Raw genomic sequence first — 18,152 nt, forward strand, 5'->3', positions numbered from 1 at the left:
CATTTTTCTATTCTCTCTAATCTTTATTTTATCCTTTTTATTCTATCCTTTAAAATCTAATCTATTGGTAAAATAGTCACCAGTTGTCCTTTTTTTAAGCTTTCCACATCATTTGGAACCACTAATAAACTATTGGCAATTGCAAAAGTATTTAGCATTGCTGAACTCTGACCGTCTAAAACGGTAACATGGGTTTGATCATACAAAGCTTTTAAAAATAATGTTTTTCCCGTTGTATTGGTAAGATTATCATTCAATTTTCGAAGCATTTTCTTTAAATGAATATCTGAAAATCCCATTCTGTTTTTGATTGCCGGACAAACATAAATATAAAAATTAGTTAATGATGAAGCCGGGTTTCCAGGTAAAGCAAAAACTAAAGTATCATTTTTAGATCCAAAAAACATTGGTTTTCCGGGTTTCTGGTTGATTTTATAAAAAAGTTCCTGTACATCGTTCTCTAATAAAGCTTCTTTTACAAAATCGTAATCGCCAACAGAGATTCCTCCAGAAATTAAAACGATATCATATTTCTTTAAAATTTCTTTTAATGCCTTTTTAGTGGCTTTGAGATTGTCTTTTACTTTATAAACTTTGGTTTTATTCACGCCAATTGTCTGAAGCGCAGCCTGCAACATTACCGAATTACTTTCGTAAATTTTTCCTTTTGATAATTTCTTACCAGGTTTTACTAATTCGTTTCCCGTTACTAAAATCGCCACTTTGGGCTTTTTATATACCTCAACTTCAGTAATTCCTAAACAGGCTAAAAAACCAATAGCCGCAGGTGTAATTAAAGTATTCGCCTTAAAAACAACTTCTTCTTCGCCAATTTGCTCTCCTTTATTGCGAACATTTGTATAACGTTCAGGCATTCTGGTAATTAAAATGGAACTTTCAGTAGCCATTACGTGCTCCTGCATAATTACAGTATCAGCATTATCAGGTACATGGGCGCCTGTAAAAATCCTCACCGCTTCATTTTCTTTCAGTTTTATTTTTGAATGATCTCCGGCTTGTGAAATACCTACCACATCATATTGATGTTTTTCGCTATGAATAAATGCATAACCATCCATTGCCGATTGACGAAATGGCGGCATTGCAATTGGAGAATAAACTGTTTCTGCCAAAATATATCCTAGTGATTTACTCACCTGAATTTTCTGAACTGGCATATTAGTGCTATTCTCTGCAATAATTGATAAGGCTTCTTCGACTTGAATCATGGTGGCTATTTGGTATATAAACAAAAAATACTTATTACAAATATAAGTATTTTTACTTAGTTTAAATCATTAGTAATCTAAAACTTTAAAATAATATAAATTTAAGCTTAATTCTTGATATACTTCCAGAAAAAACAACAAATAGCTTGTTGTTGTGTTTAATAAATTTTATTTCGCTATTTTTCTCCTGAAATTTCCCAATAGCAAATATACATCCATGCAAATCCGATAAAAAAAGACTGCAAAAGCTGTAAAAGCAGGTAATAAAATTTCTTTACTATTATCTTTCTACCTAGTTAATTACTATTTTTTTCTTACAAAATTACATCTTCAGAAAGCAATATTTAATCCGAAAATTACGTATCTGGTTCTAAATTAGTCAATAGTAGACTTTTTTGAAGCGTTTTTTAATTGGGTCGGCCTTTCAAAAACTAGAAAATCAAGTATAAAATACTACATTTTTAATCTGATAGTGGATACTTTTTTAACATTTGTTTTAGATCATCAAAAAACTCAATGCTTTTATTTTCAACACATTAAACCACTAACATCACTTATAAAATTGCATATTTTGCTACCGAAGTGAAAAAAAATGAACAAATTTTTGGATTTTATTATATTAAAATTAACTTTGTCTATAGGATTAGTAGAGTATAAAAATATTTGAAACCATAAAGAATTATATTTTGAAAACAACTGAAAGCATAGCGTATTACATTCTTCCTAAAAAATATACTTATAACGCAGTCTGTTATATGTGCTTCTGTTGCTAATTCTTAGCTTTTTTTTTGTTCACGTTCGAGATCTCTTTTTCATCGAATCGATTTAAAAGACGAAATTTAAAATACACCACTAGATTACTTACCAAAATTACACAAATCTGTTTGATACCTTAATTTGTATCAAAAGGATTATTGAAACTGTACCTATAAACTAAAAGAAAATAACTAATAACTAAAAAAACAAAGATGAAAAAAATGCAAAGTTGTTGTTGTAAATAAAAAAAGCCATTTCTGCGGCAACAGAAATGGCAAGGCTTAAAGAACATTTATCACTAAATCAAGAATACCATTAGAGAGTTGAAAAATCAACTTTCAAGGCCTCTTGTTAATTACTTAAAACCAGTACAAAGAAATGAAAAATTTTTTAAAAATAAACTCATTACTATTTCTCCTGCTTGTCACGGCAGGAATTAATGCCCAAAATACAACACCGCTTATACAGTCTAAGCTCGATGGAACTGTAGTAGATGACCTTACCAATCAGCCTATTATTGGGGCTTCTGTTATTATAAAAGGAACAACACACGGTGTTCAGACCGATGCTGAAGGAAAATTTTATTTTCAAACCGGTCAAAAATTCCCTTATACTTTAATTGTAAGCTATATTGGATATAAAAAAGCTGAAATAATCGTAGATAAAAATCCAATTACAATTAATCTTAAAGAAGAACGCCAGGAATTAGAGGAATTGGTTGTTGTTGGATACGGCTCTCAAAAGAGAAAAGACATTACAGGTTCTGTAGCCTCTGTTGCTAAAGCAAATTTATCTCAAGTAACCTCATCTGCTGATAACCTCTTAAGAGGGGCAATTCCGGGAGTGGTAGTTACACAAAGTTCGGGCCGTCCGGGAGCTTCATCAAGCGTGCGTATTAGAGGAGGAAACTCGATCACGGCAGGTAATGAACCTCTTTATGTTGTAGACGGAATATTGATTTATAATGATAACAATAATAGTACAGCAGGAGTTACCAATGCCGGTGCAACAGTCAATGTTCTCTCGACTATAAACCCCGCGGATATTGAATCTATTGAGGTATTAAAAGATGCTTCGGCAACTGCCATTTACGGATCACGTGGTGCAAATGGTGTTGTTATCATTACCACCAAAAAAGGAACAAAAGGACAGGATAACATTTCGTACCAGGGTTATTTTGGATTCCAGAATGTTTCGAAAAAATTACACTTAATGAATGCCAGCCAATGGGCAAGCTTGCGCAATGATGTTCAGGCTAGTATTGGTCAGGCTCCGTCTTTTTCTGCGACTCAGATAGAAGCTTTTAAAACATCAGGAAGTTATGACTGGCAGGATGCTCTTTTTAGAACTGCGGCTCCTGTACAAAATCATCAATTATCATTTTCAGGTGGAGATGAACGCTCACGATATGCTATTTCAGCAGGATATTTTCAACAGGACGGAGTTGTAATTGCATCAGATTTTAAAAGGATTTCGCTGCGTGTTAATTACGAAAGAAATTACTCTGAGAAGTTTAAATTTGGAGTGAATGCCAACTACAGTAATTCGATTTCTAATGGTGTGGGTACTAATGGCGGTGCTACTGCCGGAAGATCTCCAAACCCACTAGTTGTGGCTCTGTATCAACCTCCGGTAGTACCTATTAAAAATGCTGACGGGAGTTATAATTTAACCAATAATCCTTATGCAACTGCTGTTAACGGTATTATAGCCAATCCTATTAATGATTTGGTAAGTACAACCAACGAAACTAAAATAAACAGAATATTAACCAGCTTATTTGGTGAATATAAAATTACTAAAAAACTGGTAGCAAAAGTAGCGGTGAGCGGTGATGTTATCGATACAAAACAAAATTATTATGCTCCATCTACCACTACTGCCGGAGCAGGAACAAAAGGATTAGCCTCTGTTGGAGATCGTTTGGTAAGTTCTGTATTGAATGAAAACACGTTGAATTACAATACTACTTTTGGCCAAAACCATAAATTCTCCGCTTTAGGAGGATATACGCTTCAATACACACAGGGTGAAGTGGTAAATGCCGGAGCCAATACGTTTGTAAACGATGCAAATACTTATAACGCCCTGCAAGATGGTGTTCCGGTAAAACCGTATAGCGACGCATTTGAAAGTGTCTTGAAATCATGGTTAACCAGAATAAACTATTCATACAAAGGAAAATACAACTTTACTTTATCTGCACGTGCCGATGGTTCATCACGATTTGGATCAGAATCTCTTTGGGGTTATTTTCCTTCAGCAGGGTTTTCATGGAATATTACCGACGAAGATTTTGCTAAAAATATTAAAGGTGTTACTGAAGCCAAACTTAGAATTACAGCGGGAACAACAGGAAACCAGGAAATTGGAAATTACCTTTCTTTAGCTCAAATGGGCTCTGTAAATTATGCTTTTGGAGGAACATTACAAACAGGTTTAGCCCCTACCCGACTGGCAAATCCGGATTTGAAATGGGAAAAAACAAATCAATATAATGTTGGTTTAGATTTATCACTATTAGACCGAAAAATTAATTTTGTTTTTGATGTGTATTACAAGAAAACAAACGACTTACTAATCAATGTACCTATTCCGCTTACTTCAGGTTATGCTACGGTTCTTCAGAATATTGGTGGAGTTGAAAATAAAGGTATTGAAATTGGTTTAACAACAGAAAATGTAAAAACAGAAAATTTCTCATGGAACTCCAATGTAGTGTTCTCTGCCAACAGAAACAAAGTAGTTTCGATAGGAAATGGAGTTGACCAGTTCTTTCCTGTGGTACCAAACGGATCTTTATTGCAACAGCAACCTGTAACGGTAAAAGTAGGATTGCCTCTTGGAACTTTCTGGGGGTATAGAACCAACGGAATTTTCCAGACTCAGGAAGAAGTAAATACCCAGCCAAAAATTAACAGTTTGGCCAATACAAAAGTGGGAGACAGAAGATATGTCGACACTAACGGTGATGGTGTAATTAGTGCACTTGACAAAGGTAATCTGGGAAGTTCTCAGCCAAAATTTGTTGGAAGTTTCAGCAACACCGTGTCTTATCGTGATTTTGATCTTAATTTCTCTTTTCAGGGATCGTATGGCGGAAAGATATTTAATGCTTTAAATCAGCAATTAGAAATTTCTACTCTTGGAACAAATGCTAATGTTACGCTGGAAGATCGCTGGACACCAACTAACCCAAGCAATGAAATACCTAGAGCGACAAGTTCTCCTCTTGGAATCGTTTCTGAACGTTATGTAGAAGATGCTTCTTTTTTAAGATTAAAATTAATCACTTTAGGATACACATTGCCTAAGAGCGCTTCTCAAAAATTAGGAGCCAAGAGCATTAAATTCTATGTATCTGCTGAAAATTTAATTACATGGACAAAATATACTGGTTACGATCCAGAGGTAAGTTCATACGAACAAAACAATTTATATCCCGGAATTGATTTTGGTTCTTATCCAAACTCTAAAACATTCATTTCGGGTCTGAACATAACTTTCTAAGTAAAATATATATACAATGAAAAAGATTATAATAACAATATTATTTAGTGCCGGTTTATTTGCATCGTGCACAGATTTAGAGGTAACACCTACCTCTTTTGTTACCGAAGATAAATATTTTAAAACACAGGATGATGCTGTTGCAAGTGTAACTGCTGTCTATGCTTCTTTAAGTCTTGATCCGGGAGAACAAAGTTTATTTGGCAGAAACCTCTATTTCTTAACAGATATGGCTTCTGACTATGCTGCAGCAGGTGTTTCGGCAACAAATCCTCAGGTAAGAGCTTTGAGCAGTTTAACCCATGATGCAACTTCTGATCGTGTTCAGGTTGCTTGGCGTCAAATTTATAACGGAATCAACAGAGCCAATGTTTCTATCGATAATATCCCTAAAGTAACAGGAAACGAAACGGTTAAAACACGATTAATTAATGAAGCAAAATTCATTAGAGGCTTGCTTTATTTTCAGGCAGTTCGTCTTTGGGGTGGAGTTCCAATTGTTTTGCATGAGCCAACATCTATACAATTAGAAAGCTTAAAATCAAGAAGAGAAACCGTAGATGCTGTTTACACTCAAATTATTTCAGATTTAAATGCTGCCGAAGCTTTACCAGCCACTTATCCTACAAGTGATGCAGGGCGTGCAACATCAGGAGCTGCAAAAGCAATTTTAGCCAAAGTATACCTGACTAGAAAAGATTATCCAAATGCCATTTTAAAAGCCAGAGAAGTAATTAATGGGGGTTATGGATATGCCCTTTTTGAAAGTTTTCAGGATATTTTTACTAAAACAAAAAAGAACGGAAAAGAACATATTTTCTCTGTTCAGTTTGAGCCTAATCAGGCAGGAAACGCATCAAGCGGAAGTACTTTTCAATCTACATCATTTATAGGATTTACTGCTACTGAACCGGCAGATATCATATCAGATGTCGCTTTGTTTTATGATATTTATGCAGCTGGTGATACCCGAAGAGATGTAAGTTATGCAAAGACATTACCAATTCCGGGAACTGCAAACACTTATACTTTTCCAAAACCCATCTTTAAAAAATACATCGATTTTACCAATTTGGCTACTCCTGGTAATGTAGCCATTAACTTCCCGATTATTCGTTATGCAGATATCTTATTGTCTTTAGCGGAAGCGATAAATGAGCAGGGAACACCAACGCCAGAAGCTTACGAACTGATCAATCAGGTAAGAAGAAGAGCTTTTGGAAAACCAATTACAACACCCGATGCATCTGTAGATTTATCAGGATTAACACAAACTACTTTTAGAGCTGCTATTCAGGAAGAACGCAAAAAAGAATTTGTACAGGAAGGACAACGCTGGTTTGACCTGGTTCGTTGGGGAACTTTGGTTACCGAAGTGAAAAAAGTAACGGCAAAAAACTCTGTTTCAGAAAGAAATAATCTATATCCGATTCCGCAAAGCGAAAGAAGTATCGATCCGGTTGGTTTGCCACAAAATCCTGGATATTAATAAAAGCCTTACATACCAGTAAATAAAATGATTAAAAAAATGTTCATCCTCGCCCTATTGGTTGTTGCACAATCCCCACTATTTGCACAAGAAAAGCAACCTAACATCATCGTCATTTTGGCAGATGATTTAGGCTTCTCAGATATTGGTACTTTTGGCTCAGAAATTAAAACTCCAAACCTGAATAAACTCGCTAAAAACGGGCTTATTATAAAGCAGTTTTACAATGCAGGACGTTGTTGCCCTTCCCGGGCTTCGTTGCTCACAGGTTTATATCCGCATCAGGCAGGCGTTGGGGACATGGTTCAGGACAAAGGATTTCCGGCTTATCAGGGATATTTGAACGAGCATTGTATCACAATTGGGCAAGCACTCAAACAGGCAGGATACAGTACTATAGTTTCAGGAAAATGGCACGTTGGTTTAGTACCATCAGCCTTGGCGGTGAATAGAGGGTTTGATGATTCTTTTACTTTACAAAACAATGGAAGCAGTTATTTTAACTCGCAACCTTTATATAACGACGGAAGAAAAGTCACATTTATGAAAGGAGATAAAGAAATTATTCGCACGGATACCTCTACTTATCTGACTCAGGAAATTACCAATTTCGCTATTAGTTCTTTAGAAAAACAGCGAAATCAGCAACAGCCTTTTTTTCTTTATTTGGCGTATAATGCCCCGCATTGGCCTATTCAGGCTTTACCGGAAGATATTGCAAAATACAAAGGCAAATACCTCGAAGGCTGGGATAAATTGAGAGCACGCCGTTTTAAGAAATTAAAAGAAACAGGAATCATTGATAAAAACTGGGACTTATCGAATCGTTTTGAAAAAGTGCCGGATTGGGAAAAACTAAGTGCCGAAGAAAAAGACAAATGGGATACCCGAATGGCAATTTACGCGGCCATGATCGACCGAATGGATGCCGGAATTGGAGAAATCCTGCAGAAAGTAAAATCGTTGGGAGAAGAAGATAATACGCTGATTCTTTTTCTTTCAGATAATGGAGGAAGTGCCGATGAGGTAAAAAACTGGACTTATGTTACACAAAAAAACGGAACTCCAGGTTCAGTTACATCAATTGACAGTTACGAAAGCCCGTGGGGAAATGTGAGCAACACGCCTTTCCAATTATTCAAAAAGAATACCCACGAAGGCGGTATTGCTTCTCCTTTTATTGCTTATTATCCAAAGCATATTAAGGCAGGTACCATAAGCAACAGAGTAAGTCATGTGATGGATATTTTTCCAACTCTTTTACAGTATGCCAGTTTTGAATATCCGGCTACTTTTCAGGGAAAAAGTCTCACACCCTTAGAAGGTATTGGCCTAAAAAAAGAATTTGAAGGACAACCATCTGATACGCATGAAGCCTTGTTTTGGGAACATGAAGGCAGCAAAGCAATAAGAAAAGGGGATTGGAAAGCAGTAGCCGAAAACAATCAGCCCTGGGAATTGTACAATCTTGCTGCAGACCGGACAGAGACAAAAAATGTAGCAAAATCAGAACCAAAAATACTTCAAAACCTGATTGAATTACATCAACAATGGTCTGTAAAAGTAGGTGTGGAAGATTGGAATAAAATAAAATAGTTAAACAGTGATTACGCATTAAATAATTAAAAATTTAATCTAATGAAAAAATTAAAATTTAATAGTACAATCAAAGGTTCACAAAAAGGGCTTTTGATTACTGCATTGCTTCTTGCACAATTAGGTTTTGCTCAGGAAAAACAAAATGCAGATTTCAAAGGTGTTATTGGTAAAACACTAGCCGATTCTAAAGAATATTGGCCAGATCCCGTAAAAGCTCCTGCAGGCTCGCCAAATGTTGTTTGGATCTTACTGGATGATGTAGGTTTTGGAGCTTCAAGTGCATTTGGAGGTTTAATACAAACCCCAACTTTTGATAATTTGGCCAATAATGGTCTACGATATACCAACTTTCATACAACAGCCATTTGTGCTCCTACCCGTGCAGCACTATTAACCGGAAGAAATTCAGGAAGAGTTCACGTTAGCGGTTTCTCTCATACCATTTTATCAGCAGGATTTCCGGGTTGGGATGGTAGAATTCCATCAGATAAAGGAACAATTGCCGAGATTTTACGCGAGAACGGATACAACACTTTTGCCGTTGGAAAATATGGTGTAACGCCAGATGAAGATGCAACAGATGCCGGACCATTTGACAGATGGCCAACCGGAAAAGGATTCGATCATTTTTACGGATTCCTGGGTTCTCAAACAGATCAATATAATCCTGATTTAGTAGAAGATCAGGTTCATATAAAACCAGACGGAAGACATTTAAACGAATTGATTACAGATAAAGCAATAAGCTTCATTCAGAAACAACAAAAAGCGGCACCGGGAAAACCATTCTTTTTATACTATGCACCGGGAGCAGCACATGCACCTCATCAGGTTGCTACAAAATGGAGTGATTCTTATAAAGGAAAATTTGACAAAGGATGGGATGCATATCGTGAAGAAGTAATTGCCAACCAAAAGAAATTGGGCGTGATTCCTGCAAACGCTGTATTACCGGAACGTAACCCTTTAATTACAGACTGGAAAAAATTAACTCCGGACCAAAAGAAAGTATACGCCCGTTTTATGGAAGTGTATGCCGGATTCCTTACTTATACGGATTATGAAATTGGAAGAGTGGTCAATTATCTAAAAGAAAGCAATCAGTTAGACAATACCGTAATTTTTGTTGCAATTGGTGATAACGGAGCGAGTAAAGAAGGAACCACAGAAGGAACAATCAATCAAAGTTTATTCTCTCAAGGTGGTTCTGATGATGAAAACCTAAAGAAAAACTTAGCCAACATCGACGAAATTGGTACAGCAAAAGGTCTTAATACCAATTATCCTCTGGGATGGGCTCAGGCAACAAATGTTCCTTTTAAAAACTGGAAACAAGATGCACAATCAGAAGGCGGAACCCACAATCCGTTAATTGTTTTTTATCCAAAAGGAATTAAAGAAAAAGGCGGAATCAGAAATCAATACAGCCATGTAACCGATTTATTGCCTACTACACTGGATATTGCAGGAATTAAAGCTCCTGAATATATCAAATCAGTAAAACAGGATATTATTCAGGGCTCTTCTTTGTATGCTTCTTTAAATGATGCTAAAGCAGAATCATTGCACAAAGTTCAGTACTACTACATTTTTGGCAACAGAGCAATCTATAAAGATGGCTGGAAAGCCGGAGCAGCACATTTACCGGATTCTTTTGCTGTGAAAAAAGCCTTAGGAAAAAATGAAAAACCTGCCGAAAGCAATTTTGATAACGATGTTTGGGAATTGTACAACTTAAACGAAGACTTCAACGAGCGCAATAATGTGGCTAAAAAATACCTTGAAAAATTAGCCGAGCTTAAGCAATTGTTTGATGAACAGGCCAAAGAAAATAATGTTTATCCGCTTATCGACTGGCAAGATGTTTATAACAGACGAATTCATAATAACGGAGCTGATAAAGGTAAAACGCTTCAGGATTTAGTAAAACAAGTCACTAAATCGGGAGATGCCGGAAGTTCTAAATAACATATGATTTTAAATCCTGAAAGCTTTAAATCATTGCAGGATAATAACTTATAATAAATAAATTATGGCAGCAACAAAACCAATTTTAAAAAAAGGCCTATTCGCCTTGATTCTTGTAGCAATTGCAGTAAGCTTTTACTACCTGACGATTTGGGTAACTCCTTATTATGTGCAAAAAAAGTTTGCAGAAAAAAGTCTTGGCGTTATCAATACTCCTCAATTTGGAGATCAGCCCAATGATGAAAACAGCCGGGTAATTCCGCTACCAAATCCTGACTTTTTGTATTCGACAATCAATTATGATTTGAAAGATGATGTATTGAAAATTTCAGGGATTGTTCCGGATTCTACTTACTGGTCTATTTCGGCTTATCAGGAAAACACCACTAATTTCTTTGTAGAGAACGAAGAAAAGGTAAAAGCCAAATTCGAATATTATCTGGCGCCTGAAGGAAGTACATCAGAAGTATTGAAGAATATTTCGAAAGAGAAAATCATTTATAGTCCAACGACAAAAGGATTGATTCTGTTTCGTTATTTAGTTTCTAAAGCGTATCCGGTAAAAACATTGGCGGAATTTCAGCATGGTGTTACGGTAGAGAAGTTAGGGAGATAAGCTTTGTCATGGTACGCAGATGACACGGATTTGCTATGTAAAGACGCGGATTTAAACGGATTTTTTTATTTTAATTCCAAAAAACGTCATTATTAGCAACGAGGGATCTCAATGAGTAACCTGACAAAGATTGGCTTAGCCCCGATAGAAGTGGAAATCCTTTTGTGGCGGGGTCCGCCACAAAAGATTGGAACGAATAGCGGGATTAGCTCCTAAAAAAACAAAACATTCAACTTAAAATCAAATAAAGATGGCTTTAAATCAAAAAATTAAAAAGATAGGACTTGCAGTAGCACTGATCATTCTGGCTATCGTATTCGGTAGCGCCGTTGGTGTTTATAATATTAAATCCGGCAAAAGCGATTCGCAACGCATCATTGGCAACTGGCAGACTGTCGATAAAGACAAAGACCTCAACTCGGCCGATTTGCTAACCATTGCACAAGTGGCAGTTTACGGACCTTATGCCTTAACAAAAAAAGAAGTTATCTATTTAAGCACTCATACAGATAGTGAAGGAAATGCGATAGATCCTAAAGCTGATTATGTAATTAGCGGGAAAAAACTGGATGCTAAATATTGGAGTATCACGGCGTATGACCAAAATGGTTTTTTAATTAAAAACCCAATCAACAAATACAGCTATAATCTTGAAGATATAAAGTATGAAGCGGATAGTACTTCGTATAAAATCAATCTTTCGGGAACTGAGAAAAAAGAAAACTGGCTGCCAATCAACAATGTTCAAAAAACAACTCTGATCATTCGTTTGTACTTGCCTTCGGAAAAACTAAGAGATAATTTAACGATGGAGACGCTTCCAAATATTCAAAAAGTAAAATAATAATCAATAGATATTATAACAAATATTGAAAAAATCAATAAATAAAACTCTATTAAATCCATAGAATTAAAGTATTATTTTATTTATTTTTACATTTATCAAAAACACACTGATTTTCAATAGAGTTATAAACATAAAAATTAGAAATCATGAAATCGCCACTAAAAAAAGTTTGTGCAAACAAACACCAATAAAAAAAGGCGATTACATATTTGACAACTAAAAAATAAATTTCACAAATATGAAAAGAGTTGACTTTGAAATTATAGGAAAAAAAATCATCGTGGGAGCGATTGTTTTTTTAGTTCCGCTAGTGATTTTGGCGGGAGGTTTAGCATTAATTAGTAATTTTTTAAAATAAGATATCATGGCAATAATAGATCACAATTCAAGAGGAAGACTAATAAGAGATTTAAGTATCAGTTTCGTAATATATTCACTACCGGTAGTGGCAATATTTCTTTATTTTAAACTGACAAATGGTGCTATAATACAATCGCACCTTACCTTACCCTCCTTTTTAGAATTTACAAAACCTGCTTTCGAAAACATTCGTACCTGGGGATTAACTGTTTTCATGTTGGTTTTGGGAGTTATAGAATTTACAGCCGGTTTATACGATGACGAATGGACGGGTGAGGAACGCAAAATAGATATCGTTTGTTTCTTAGCACCAAAATTACTTTTACCACCGGTAATTGCCTTTTTCAGCTTAACAGCATTGCCTTATTTGATTCCGAATTTAGCCAACTCCCTTTCATGGGTTCCGTTTTGGGGAGGCTTTTTCCTAATCGCAATCGCCGATGATTTAACGCAATACTGGTACCACCGTTTGCATCATCAGGTTCCGTTTTTATGGAGATTTCACAGAACGCATCATTCAGCTCCGTATATGGGAATGGCAATGGCATCGAGACAAAACTTTATTTATACTGTTTTCTTTTCTCAAATTTATCTAACGGCTACCTTGACGTATTTAGGTTTAGGATTACCGGCATTGTTTGTTTTGGTGATCAAAAGTTTCATCACTCTTGGAGCACATTCAAGTATCAAATGGGATAAACCTTTTTACAAATACAGAATATTACATCCAGTTGCATGGGTTCTGGAACGCTTGATTTCGACTCCTGCAACGCATCACGCGCATCATGCAGATACTAGCGGAGATGGTGTTGGACATTTTAAAGGCAACTTCGGGAACATGTTTTTCCTTTGGGATGTAATTTTTGGAACAGCTTTAATTACGCGTAAATATCCAAAATCTTACGGAATGAAATCATACAAACAAGAAGAGTGGTACGCGCAATTTTTGTGGCCAATATTCAAATCTAAAAAAGAAGGAAGTGCTTTGGCAGAAGGAGTTTTAGCAGTTCCTCTAAGAGCTAAAGCAGAAACAGTTATTGCTTCGAGTCCGATTTATCAGGAAGAACCGGTACAAGTATAAAAATATGAAAAAAAATAAAATAACGACACTGTTAATCGGTTTCACCATTGTTGCAAACGCACAAACGCCAAAACAGGCGTCAACTTTTACCCAAAAATCAAATGAGGCAGTATATTCGAAGTTAAACTTTGATGATACTGCCGATTTTACCGACGCCAAGAGAGGTTTTATCGCCACTCTTGCCGACGGGAAGATTCTTTCTAAAACAGGAAATGTTGCTGTAAACTTAAATGATTTTGCTTTTATAAAAGGAAAATCTCCGGCAACGGTCAATCCCGCTTTATGGCGTCAGGCACAACTCAACAACATCAACGGATTGTTTAAAATTACCGATGGCGTTTATCAGGTGCGTTCTTTTGATGTGGCTAATATTTCGTTTATCGAAACCAAAAATGGTTATGTCGTAATTGATGCCCTAACGATTGGTGAAGCTTCATCAGCCGCTTATGAACTAGTCAAAAAACACGTCGCCAACAAACCTATTCTGGCTGTAATTGTTACTCATAGTCATGGTGATCATTATGGTGGTTTGGAAGGTTTGGTTGCTGCAGAAGATATCAAATCCGGAAAAGTAAAATTTATCACGCCAAAAGGTTTCTATGAAGAAGCGGTAAGCGAAAATGTACTTTTAGGAAATGTAATGCGCCGAAGAGCCGGATATCAATTTGGTTTAAGCTTAGAAAGAAGCGCTACAGCTCAGGTTGATGTAGGATTAGGAAAACCGTTTTTAAGCGGAGGTTCTTCCTCACTTTTACAGCCTAATTTTGAAGTCGAAAAAACAGGTCAAAAAATTACGATTGATGGTTTGGATTTAGTTTTTCAGCTTACGCCGAATTCTGAAGCGCCAGCCGAATTAACGGTCTTTGCTCCTGCCCAGAAAATTTTTTTTTCTGCCGAAATTGCCAGTCACACTTATCATAATGTCCTTACACCTCGTGGAGCCAAAACCAGAGATGCCAAAGCCTGGGCAGGATATTTGGATGAAGCGATTGATTTGTTTGGAGACAAAACCGAATTTATCGTTCCGTCGCACACCTGGCCGGTTTACGGACATGACAAAGGAATTACTTTTCTGGAAAAACAACGAGATTTATACAAATATGTGCACGATCAAACCGTTCATTTGGCCAACAAAGGCCTAAATAAAGATGAGATTGCCGAAGAAATAAAACTTCCTGCCGAATTAGGCAAAGAATGGTACAACCGTGATTTTTACGGAACGGTAAAACACAATGCCAAAGCAACTTATCAATTCTACTTGGGCTGGTGGGATGGAAATCCTGCTAATTATGATAAATTACCACAAGTAGAATCGGCTAAAAAATATGTGGAATGGTTTGGCGGTGAAGAAGTCGCTTTGAAAAAAGCAACCGAAAGTTACCAAAAAGGCGAATACCGTTGGGTTGCCGAAGTTTTAAAACATGTAATCTTTGCCAATCCGGAGAATGTTGCTGCTAAAAATTTACAAGCCGATGCTTTCGAACAAATCGCCTATCAAAGTGAATCCGGAATTTGGAGAGATTTATATTTATCAGGAGCCAAAGAACTTCGCGAAGGCGTCATTGTTCCTAAAATCCCCGTAAATCGTGCCGCAGGATTTTTGTCTACACTAACTCCTGAAGCTATTTTCGATTATTTATCGGTTACTGTTGACGGAAGTAAAGCTTCCAGAAAAGACGTGAAATTGCGTTTCATTTTCCCGGAACTCAATAAAAATATTCTGGTTTATCTTAAAAACGGCGTTTTGCACCAAAGTCAAACCCGACCAAATGATAAAGCCGAATTTACCCTAACCATCCCAAAAGCCAAGTTTGTAGCCTTATTATCTAATCCTGAAACAGCAAGGGAAATTCTAACTTCAGATGGTGTTAGTTTTGAAGGTGATCCGTTTAAATTCAGAGAATTGGCCAGCACTTTCGAACCGGCAAATCCGTATTGGAATATTGTAACTCCATAAAATCAAAATCATGAAAAACAATATATTAAAAAGTAGTTTCGCAGCTGTATTTTTCCTTTTTACAGTAGTAGGGTTTTCACAAGATAAAGGCGCCAGTAGTGTTGTATTACTAGATGCTTTTTACGCCAAAATTAAAAACCAGAAAAATCCACAGATAATTGATGCCAGAGGTCCTGAAGAATTTACTCTAAACCATATTGAAGGTGCTTTAAATTTCAATCTTAAATCAGAAAATTACGAGAAATCTGTAGCAGCTTTAAATCCGTCGCAGCCTGTATTTATCTATTCTATTGCAGCTTACAGAAGCGGTCTCTTATCCACTGAATTAATCAAAAAAGGATTCTCTGAGGTGTATATTCTTGATGGCGGAATTGCAGCCTGGATTGGTGGCGGGAAACCTTTTTATTCGAATTTAAAGAGTAAATTATCCACGCCGGAATACAAAAAAATCATTGCCGACAATACCTATGTTTTAGTAGATATTGGTTCAAAATACTGCGCCACCTGCAGAACCGTAAAACCAATTTTAGAAAATCTGAGAACACAATACGGAGAGAAACTTAAAATTGTTCAGATTGAGTTAGAAGAAAGCCCACAAGTTATTGCCGATTTAAAAACGGTAAAGGTCTTCCCTACTTTGATCTTGTATCAAAATGGTAAAATTGTGTTCAAAAAAGATGGCTTAGGCGATTTGAAAAATGATGTTGATGTGGCTTTGGCTGCGAAATAATTTTTTTTCACGCAGATTCGGCAGATTGGGCAGATTATTATTTTAATCTACTAAATATTTTAATCTTTCTTTCGCAATCATAAGCGTCATTTTGTCATCCCGAGGAACGAGGGATCTCCGTTAGTAGCTCGCCAAAGATTGTCAATTTTGATTGCGGAGTTTCTTGCGGAGATCCCTCGTTCGGGATGAAAAAAATGCGCATAATAACTTTGAGTGCAAACTTTGTCAAAGTTTCAAACTTTGACAAAGTTGCCCCCTAAAAAATTAAGAGTTTCTATGCGTTCAAAAACAACATCCAAAATAAAAAAATAAAAAACCATGGCATTATCAAAAGCAAAAAAGATTATTCTCCCAATAATGGTATTAGTTTTTCTATTGGCAGTATTTTTATTCTGGCCCATCAACGCCGATGGAACTTTAATACAACCGGATAAAAAACTACTCGAAGGAAAAGCAAAATTTCTATCCGAAAAAGTTCCCGCAGACAGTTCCTTCAAAAAACCAAATATCATCATTCTGCTCGCTGATGATTTAGGAAAATATGATATTTCGTTATACGGAGGAAAATCGACTCCAACACCGCAAATAGATTCTCTGGCAGCCTCCGGAGTTACGTTTCAGGATGGATATGTTTCAGCTTCGATTTGTTCGCCATCTCGTGCCGGGATTATAACCGGGCGTTATCAGGAACGTTTCGGGCATGAATATCAGCCTGGAGATCGCTATCCAAAAAACGATCTGGAATATTATGGTTTCAAATATTTAATCAATACCAATAACTGGAGACTGAATGATAAAATCAATTACCCGAACGAAGCTTCGATTGCGACACAAGGGTTGCCACAATCTGAAATTACGTTCGCTGATTTGGCCAAAAGAGAAGGTTACAGCACGGGAATTATCGGGAAATGGCATTTGGGACACAACAAAGGATTTTTTCCTTTAGATCGCGGTTTCGGTTATCATTACGGTTTTTATCAGGCCTTTTCGCTTTATACGACAGAAGATGATAATCCGGATATTATCAACCATCACCATAAAGATTTTACCGATAAAATGATTTGGGGAAATGGCCGCGTTGGCATCGGACAAATTCGTCGTGATACCACGATCATTCATAACAAAGCGTATTTAACTGAAACATTTGCTGACGAAGCAGAAGCTTTTATTGATCGAAATAAAAACAAGCCTTTCTTATTGTACGTTCCGTTTAATGCGCCCCATACACCATTTCAGGTTCGTAAAAAATACTACTATCGTTTCCCAAATGTAAAAGACGAAAACAAACGTGTTTATTTTGCGATGATCAGCGCCTTAGATGATGCCGTGGGAAGAATCAGGGCTAAAGTCAAAAAAGAAGGTCTGGAAGATAATACTTTGATCATTTTTGCCAGCGACAACGGTGGCGCCGATTATACTTTTGCTACGACAAATGCCCCATTAAAAGCCGGAAAGTTTTCTCATTTCGAAGGCGGCGTAAATGTTCCGTTTGCACTTTCGTGGAAAGGAAAAATTAAACCGCATACGATCTATAAAACTCCGGTAAGTACGTTGGATATTTTCGCTACAATTGCTGCGGCGATTCATTCTGATTTACCAAAAGACCGTGTTTATGACGGAGTTGATCTTGTGAGTACTGTAAATGAAAACAAAGAAGCACACAAAACTTTGTATTGGCGTTCCGGCGATGCAAAAGCCATAAGAAGTGGCGATTGGAAACTAATCATCAGTGGAAAAACCCATGAAGAATGGCTTTATAATTTGGCTACAGACAAATCTGAAACAACAGATCTTGCTAAAAAAAATCCGTCAAAAGTAAAAGAATTACATCTCGCTTTACAAAATTGGGAAAAAGGTTTGGTAAAACCTTTATGGCCAAATCTAACGCATTATGAATTTGATTTTGGTAAACAAAAATATTTTGTCGATTTGTAATCCTTCTCATATCCTAACAGGTTTTTAAAACCTGCTAGGTATTTTAGGTTCAAAGTATAATAATAGCCAAATAAA

At 36.4% G+C, this 18,152-nt stretch carries 11 protein-coding genes; 10 read left to right on the forward strand and 1 reads right to left on the reverse strand.

All coding sequences use genetic code 11. The features are described from left to right. Positions 1 to 56: 56 nt before the first annotated feature. Positions 57 to 1,229: a gephyrin-like molybdotransferase Glp gene (glp, locus tag IRZ78_RS23830; protein ID WP_194619656.1), complete on the reverse strand. Its 1,173-nt coding sequence runs from the start codon at positions 1,227 to 1,229 to the stop codon at positions 57 to 59. A gap of 1,134 nt (positions 1,230 to 2,363) precedes the next feature. On the opposite strand from glp, the gene IRZ78_RS23835 reads away from it, so the two are divergent. The 10 genes from IRZ78_RS23835 (at position 2,364) to IRZ78_RS23880 (ending at position 18,077) form a co-directional block, all read left to right on the forward strand. Next, positions 2,364 to 5,495 (forward strand): TonB-dependent receptor, encoded by a 3,132-nt coding sequence (locus tag IRZ78_RS23835; RefSeq protein ID WP_194619658.1) that lies wholly within the window; start codon positions 2,364 to 2,366, stop codon positions 5,493 to 5,495. 16 nt (positions 5,496 to 5,511) lie between these two features. Next, positions 5,512 to 6,984: a RagB/SusD family nutrient uptake outer membrane protein gene (locus tag IRZ78_RS23840; protein ID WP_194619660.1), complete on the forward strand. Its 1,473-nt coding sequence runs from the start codon at positions 5,512 to 5,514 to the stop codon at positions 6,982 to 6,984. Between the two features lie 39 nt (positions 6,985 to 7,023). Beyond that, positions 7,024 to 8,580 (forward strand): arylsulfatase, encoded by a 1,557-nt coding sequence (locus IRZ78_RS23845; protein WP_228520604.1) that lies wholly within the window; start codon positions 7,024 to 7,026, stop codon positions 8,578 to 8,580. A gap of 42 nt (positions 8,581 to 8,622) precedes the next feature. Continuing rightward, positions 8,623 to 10,551, forward strand: coding sequence for an arylsulfatase (locus IRZ78_RS23850; protein WP_194619664.1), 1,929 nt, complete (start codon positions 8,623 to 8,625; stop codon positions 10,549 to 10,551). Between the two features lie 64 nt (positions 10,552 to 10,615). Further along, a complete protein-coding gene (locus tag IRZ78_RS23855; RefSeq protein WP_194619666.1) occupies positions 10,616 to 11,167 on the forward strand; it encodes a DUF1254 domain-containing protein in 552 nt (183 codons plus the stop codon). Between the two features lie 250 nt (positions 11,168 to 11,417). Continuing rightward, positions 11,418 to 12,011 (forward strand): DUF1214 domain-containing protein, encoded by a 594-nt coding sequence (locus IRZ78_RS23860; protein WP_194619668.1) that lies wholly within the window; start codon positions 11,418 to 11,420, stop codon positions 12,009 to 12,011. A 367-nt stretch (positions 12,012 to 12,378) separates the two neighbouring features. Continuing rightward, positions 12,379 to 13,455, forward strand: coding sequence for a sterol desaturase family protein (locus tag IRZ78_RS23865; protein WP_194619670.1), 1,077 nt, complete (start codon positions 12,379 to 12,381; stop codon positions 13,453 to 13,455). A 4-nt stretch (positions 13,456 to 13,459) separates the two neighbouring features. Beyond that, complete coding sequence (locus IRZ78_RS23870; protein WP_194619672.1) at positions 13,460 to 15,412, forward strand: alkyl sulfatase dimerization domain-containing protein; 1,953 nt, start codon at positions 13,460 to 13,462, stop codon at positions 15,410 to 15,412. Between the two features lie 10 nt (positions 15,413 to 15,422). Next, a complete protein-coding gene (locus tag IRZ78_RS23875; RefSeq protein ID WP_194619674.1) occupies positions 15,423 to 16,142 on the forward strand; it encodes a rhodanese-like domain-containing protein in 720 nt (239 codons plus the stop codon). 318 nt (positions 16,143 to 16,460) lie between these two features. Further along, a complete protein-coding gene (locus tag IRZ78_RS23880) occupies positions 16,461 to 18,077 on the forward strand; it encodes a sulfatase-like hydrolase/transferase (protein WP_194619676.1) in 1,617 nt (538 codons plus the stop codon). The last annotated feature ends 75 nt before the right edge of the window (positions 18,078 to 18,152 follow it).

Origin of the sequence: Flavobacterium sp. CSZ (genome assembly GCF_015350725.1) — a bacterium.
Taxonomy (GTDB): Bacteria; Bacteroidota; Bacteroidia; order Flavobacteriales; family Flavobacteriaceae; genus Flavobacterium.

Bases quoted from the DNA above. Each gene is read 5' to 3' on its own strand.
- glp (WP_194619656.1), bottom strand. From the start codon at position 1,229: ATGATTCAAGTCGAAGAAGCCTTATCAATTATTGCAGAGAATAGCACT.
- IRZ78_RS23835 (WP_194619658.1), top strand. From the start codon at position 2,364: ATGAAAAATTTTTTAAAAATAAACTCATTACTATTTCTCCTGCTTGTC.
- IRZ78_RS23840 (WP_194619660.1), top strand. From the start codon at position 5,512: ATGAAAAAGATTATAATAACAATATTATTTAGTGCCGGTTTATTTGCA.
- IRZ78_RS23845 (WP_228520604.1), top strand. From the start codon at position 7,024: ATGTTCATCCTCGCCCTATTGGTTGTTGCACAATCCCCACTATTTGCA.
- IRZ78_RS23850 (WP_194619664.1), top strand. From the start codon at position 8,623: ATGAAAAAATTAAAATTTAATAGTACAATCAAAGGTTCACAAAAAGGG.
- IRZ78_RS23855 (WP_194619666.1), top strand. From the start codon at position 10,616: ATGGCAGCAACAAAACCAATTTTAAAAAAAGGCCTATTCGCCTTGATT.
- IRZ78_RS23860 (WP_194619668.1), top strand. From the start codon at position 11,418: ATGGCTTTAAATCAAAAAATTAAAAAGATAGGACTTGCAGTAGCACTG.
- IRZ78_RS23865 (WP_194619670.1), top strand. From the start codon at position 12,379: ATGGCAATAATAGATCACAATTCAAGAGGAAGACTAATAAGAGATTTA.
- IRZ78_RS23870 (WP_194619672.1), top strand. From the start codon at position 13,460: ATGAAAAAAAATAAAATAACGACACTGTTAATCGGTTTCACCATTGTT.
- IRZ78_RS23875 (WP_194619674.1), top strand. From the start codon at position 15,423: ATGAAAAACAATATATTAAAAAGTAGTTTCGCAGCTGTATTTTTCCTT.
- IRZ78_RS23880 (WP_194619676.1), top strand. From the start codon at position 16,461: ATGGCATTATCAAAAGCAAAAAAGATTATTCTCCCAATAATGGTATTA.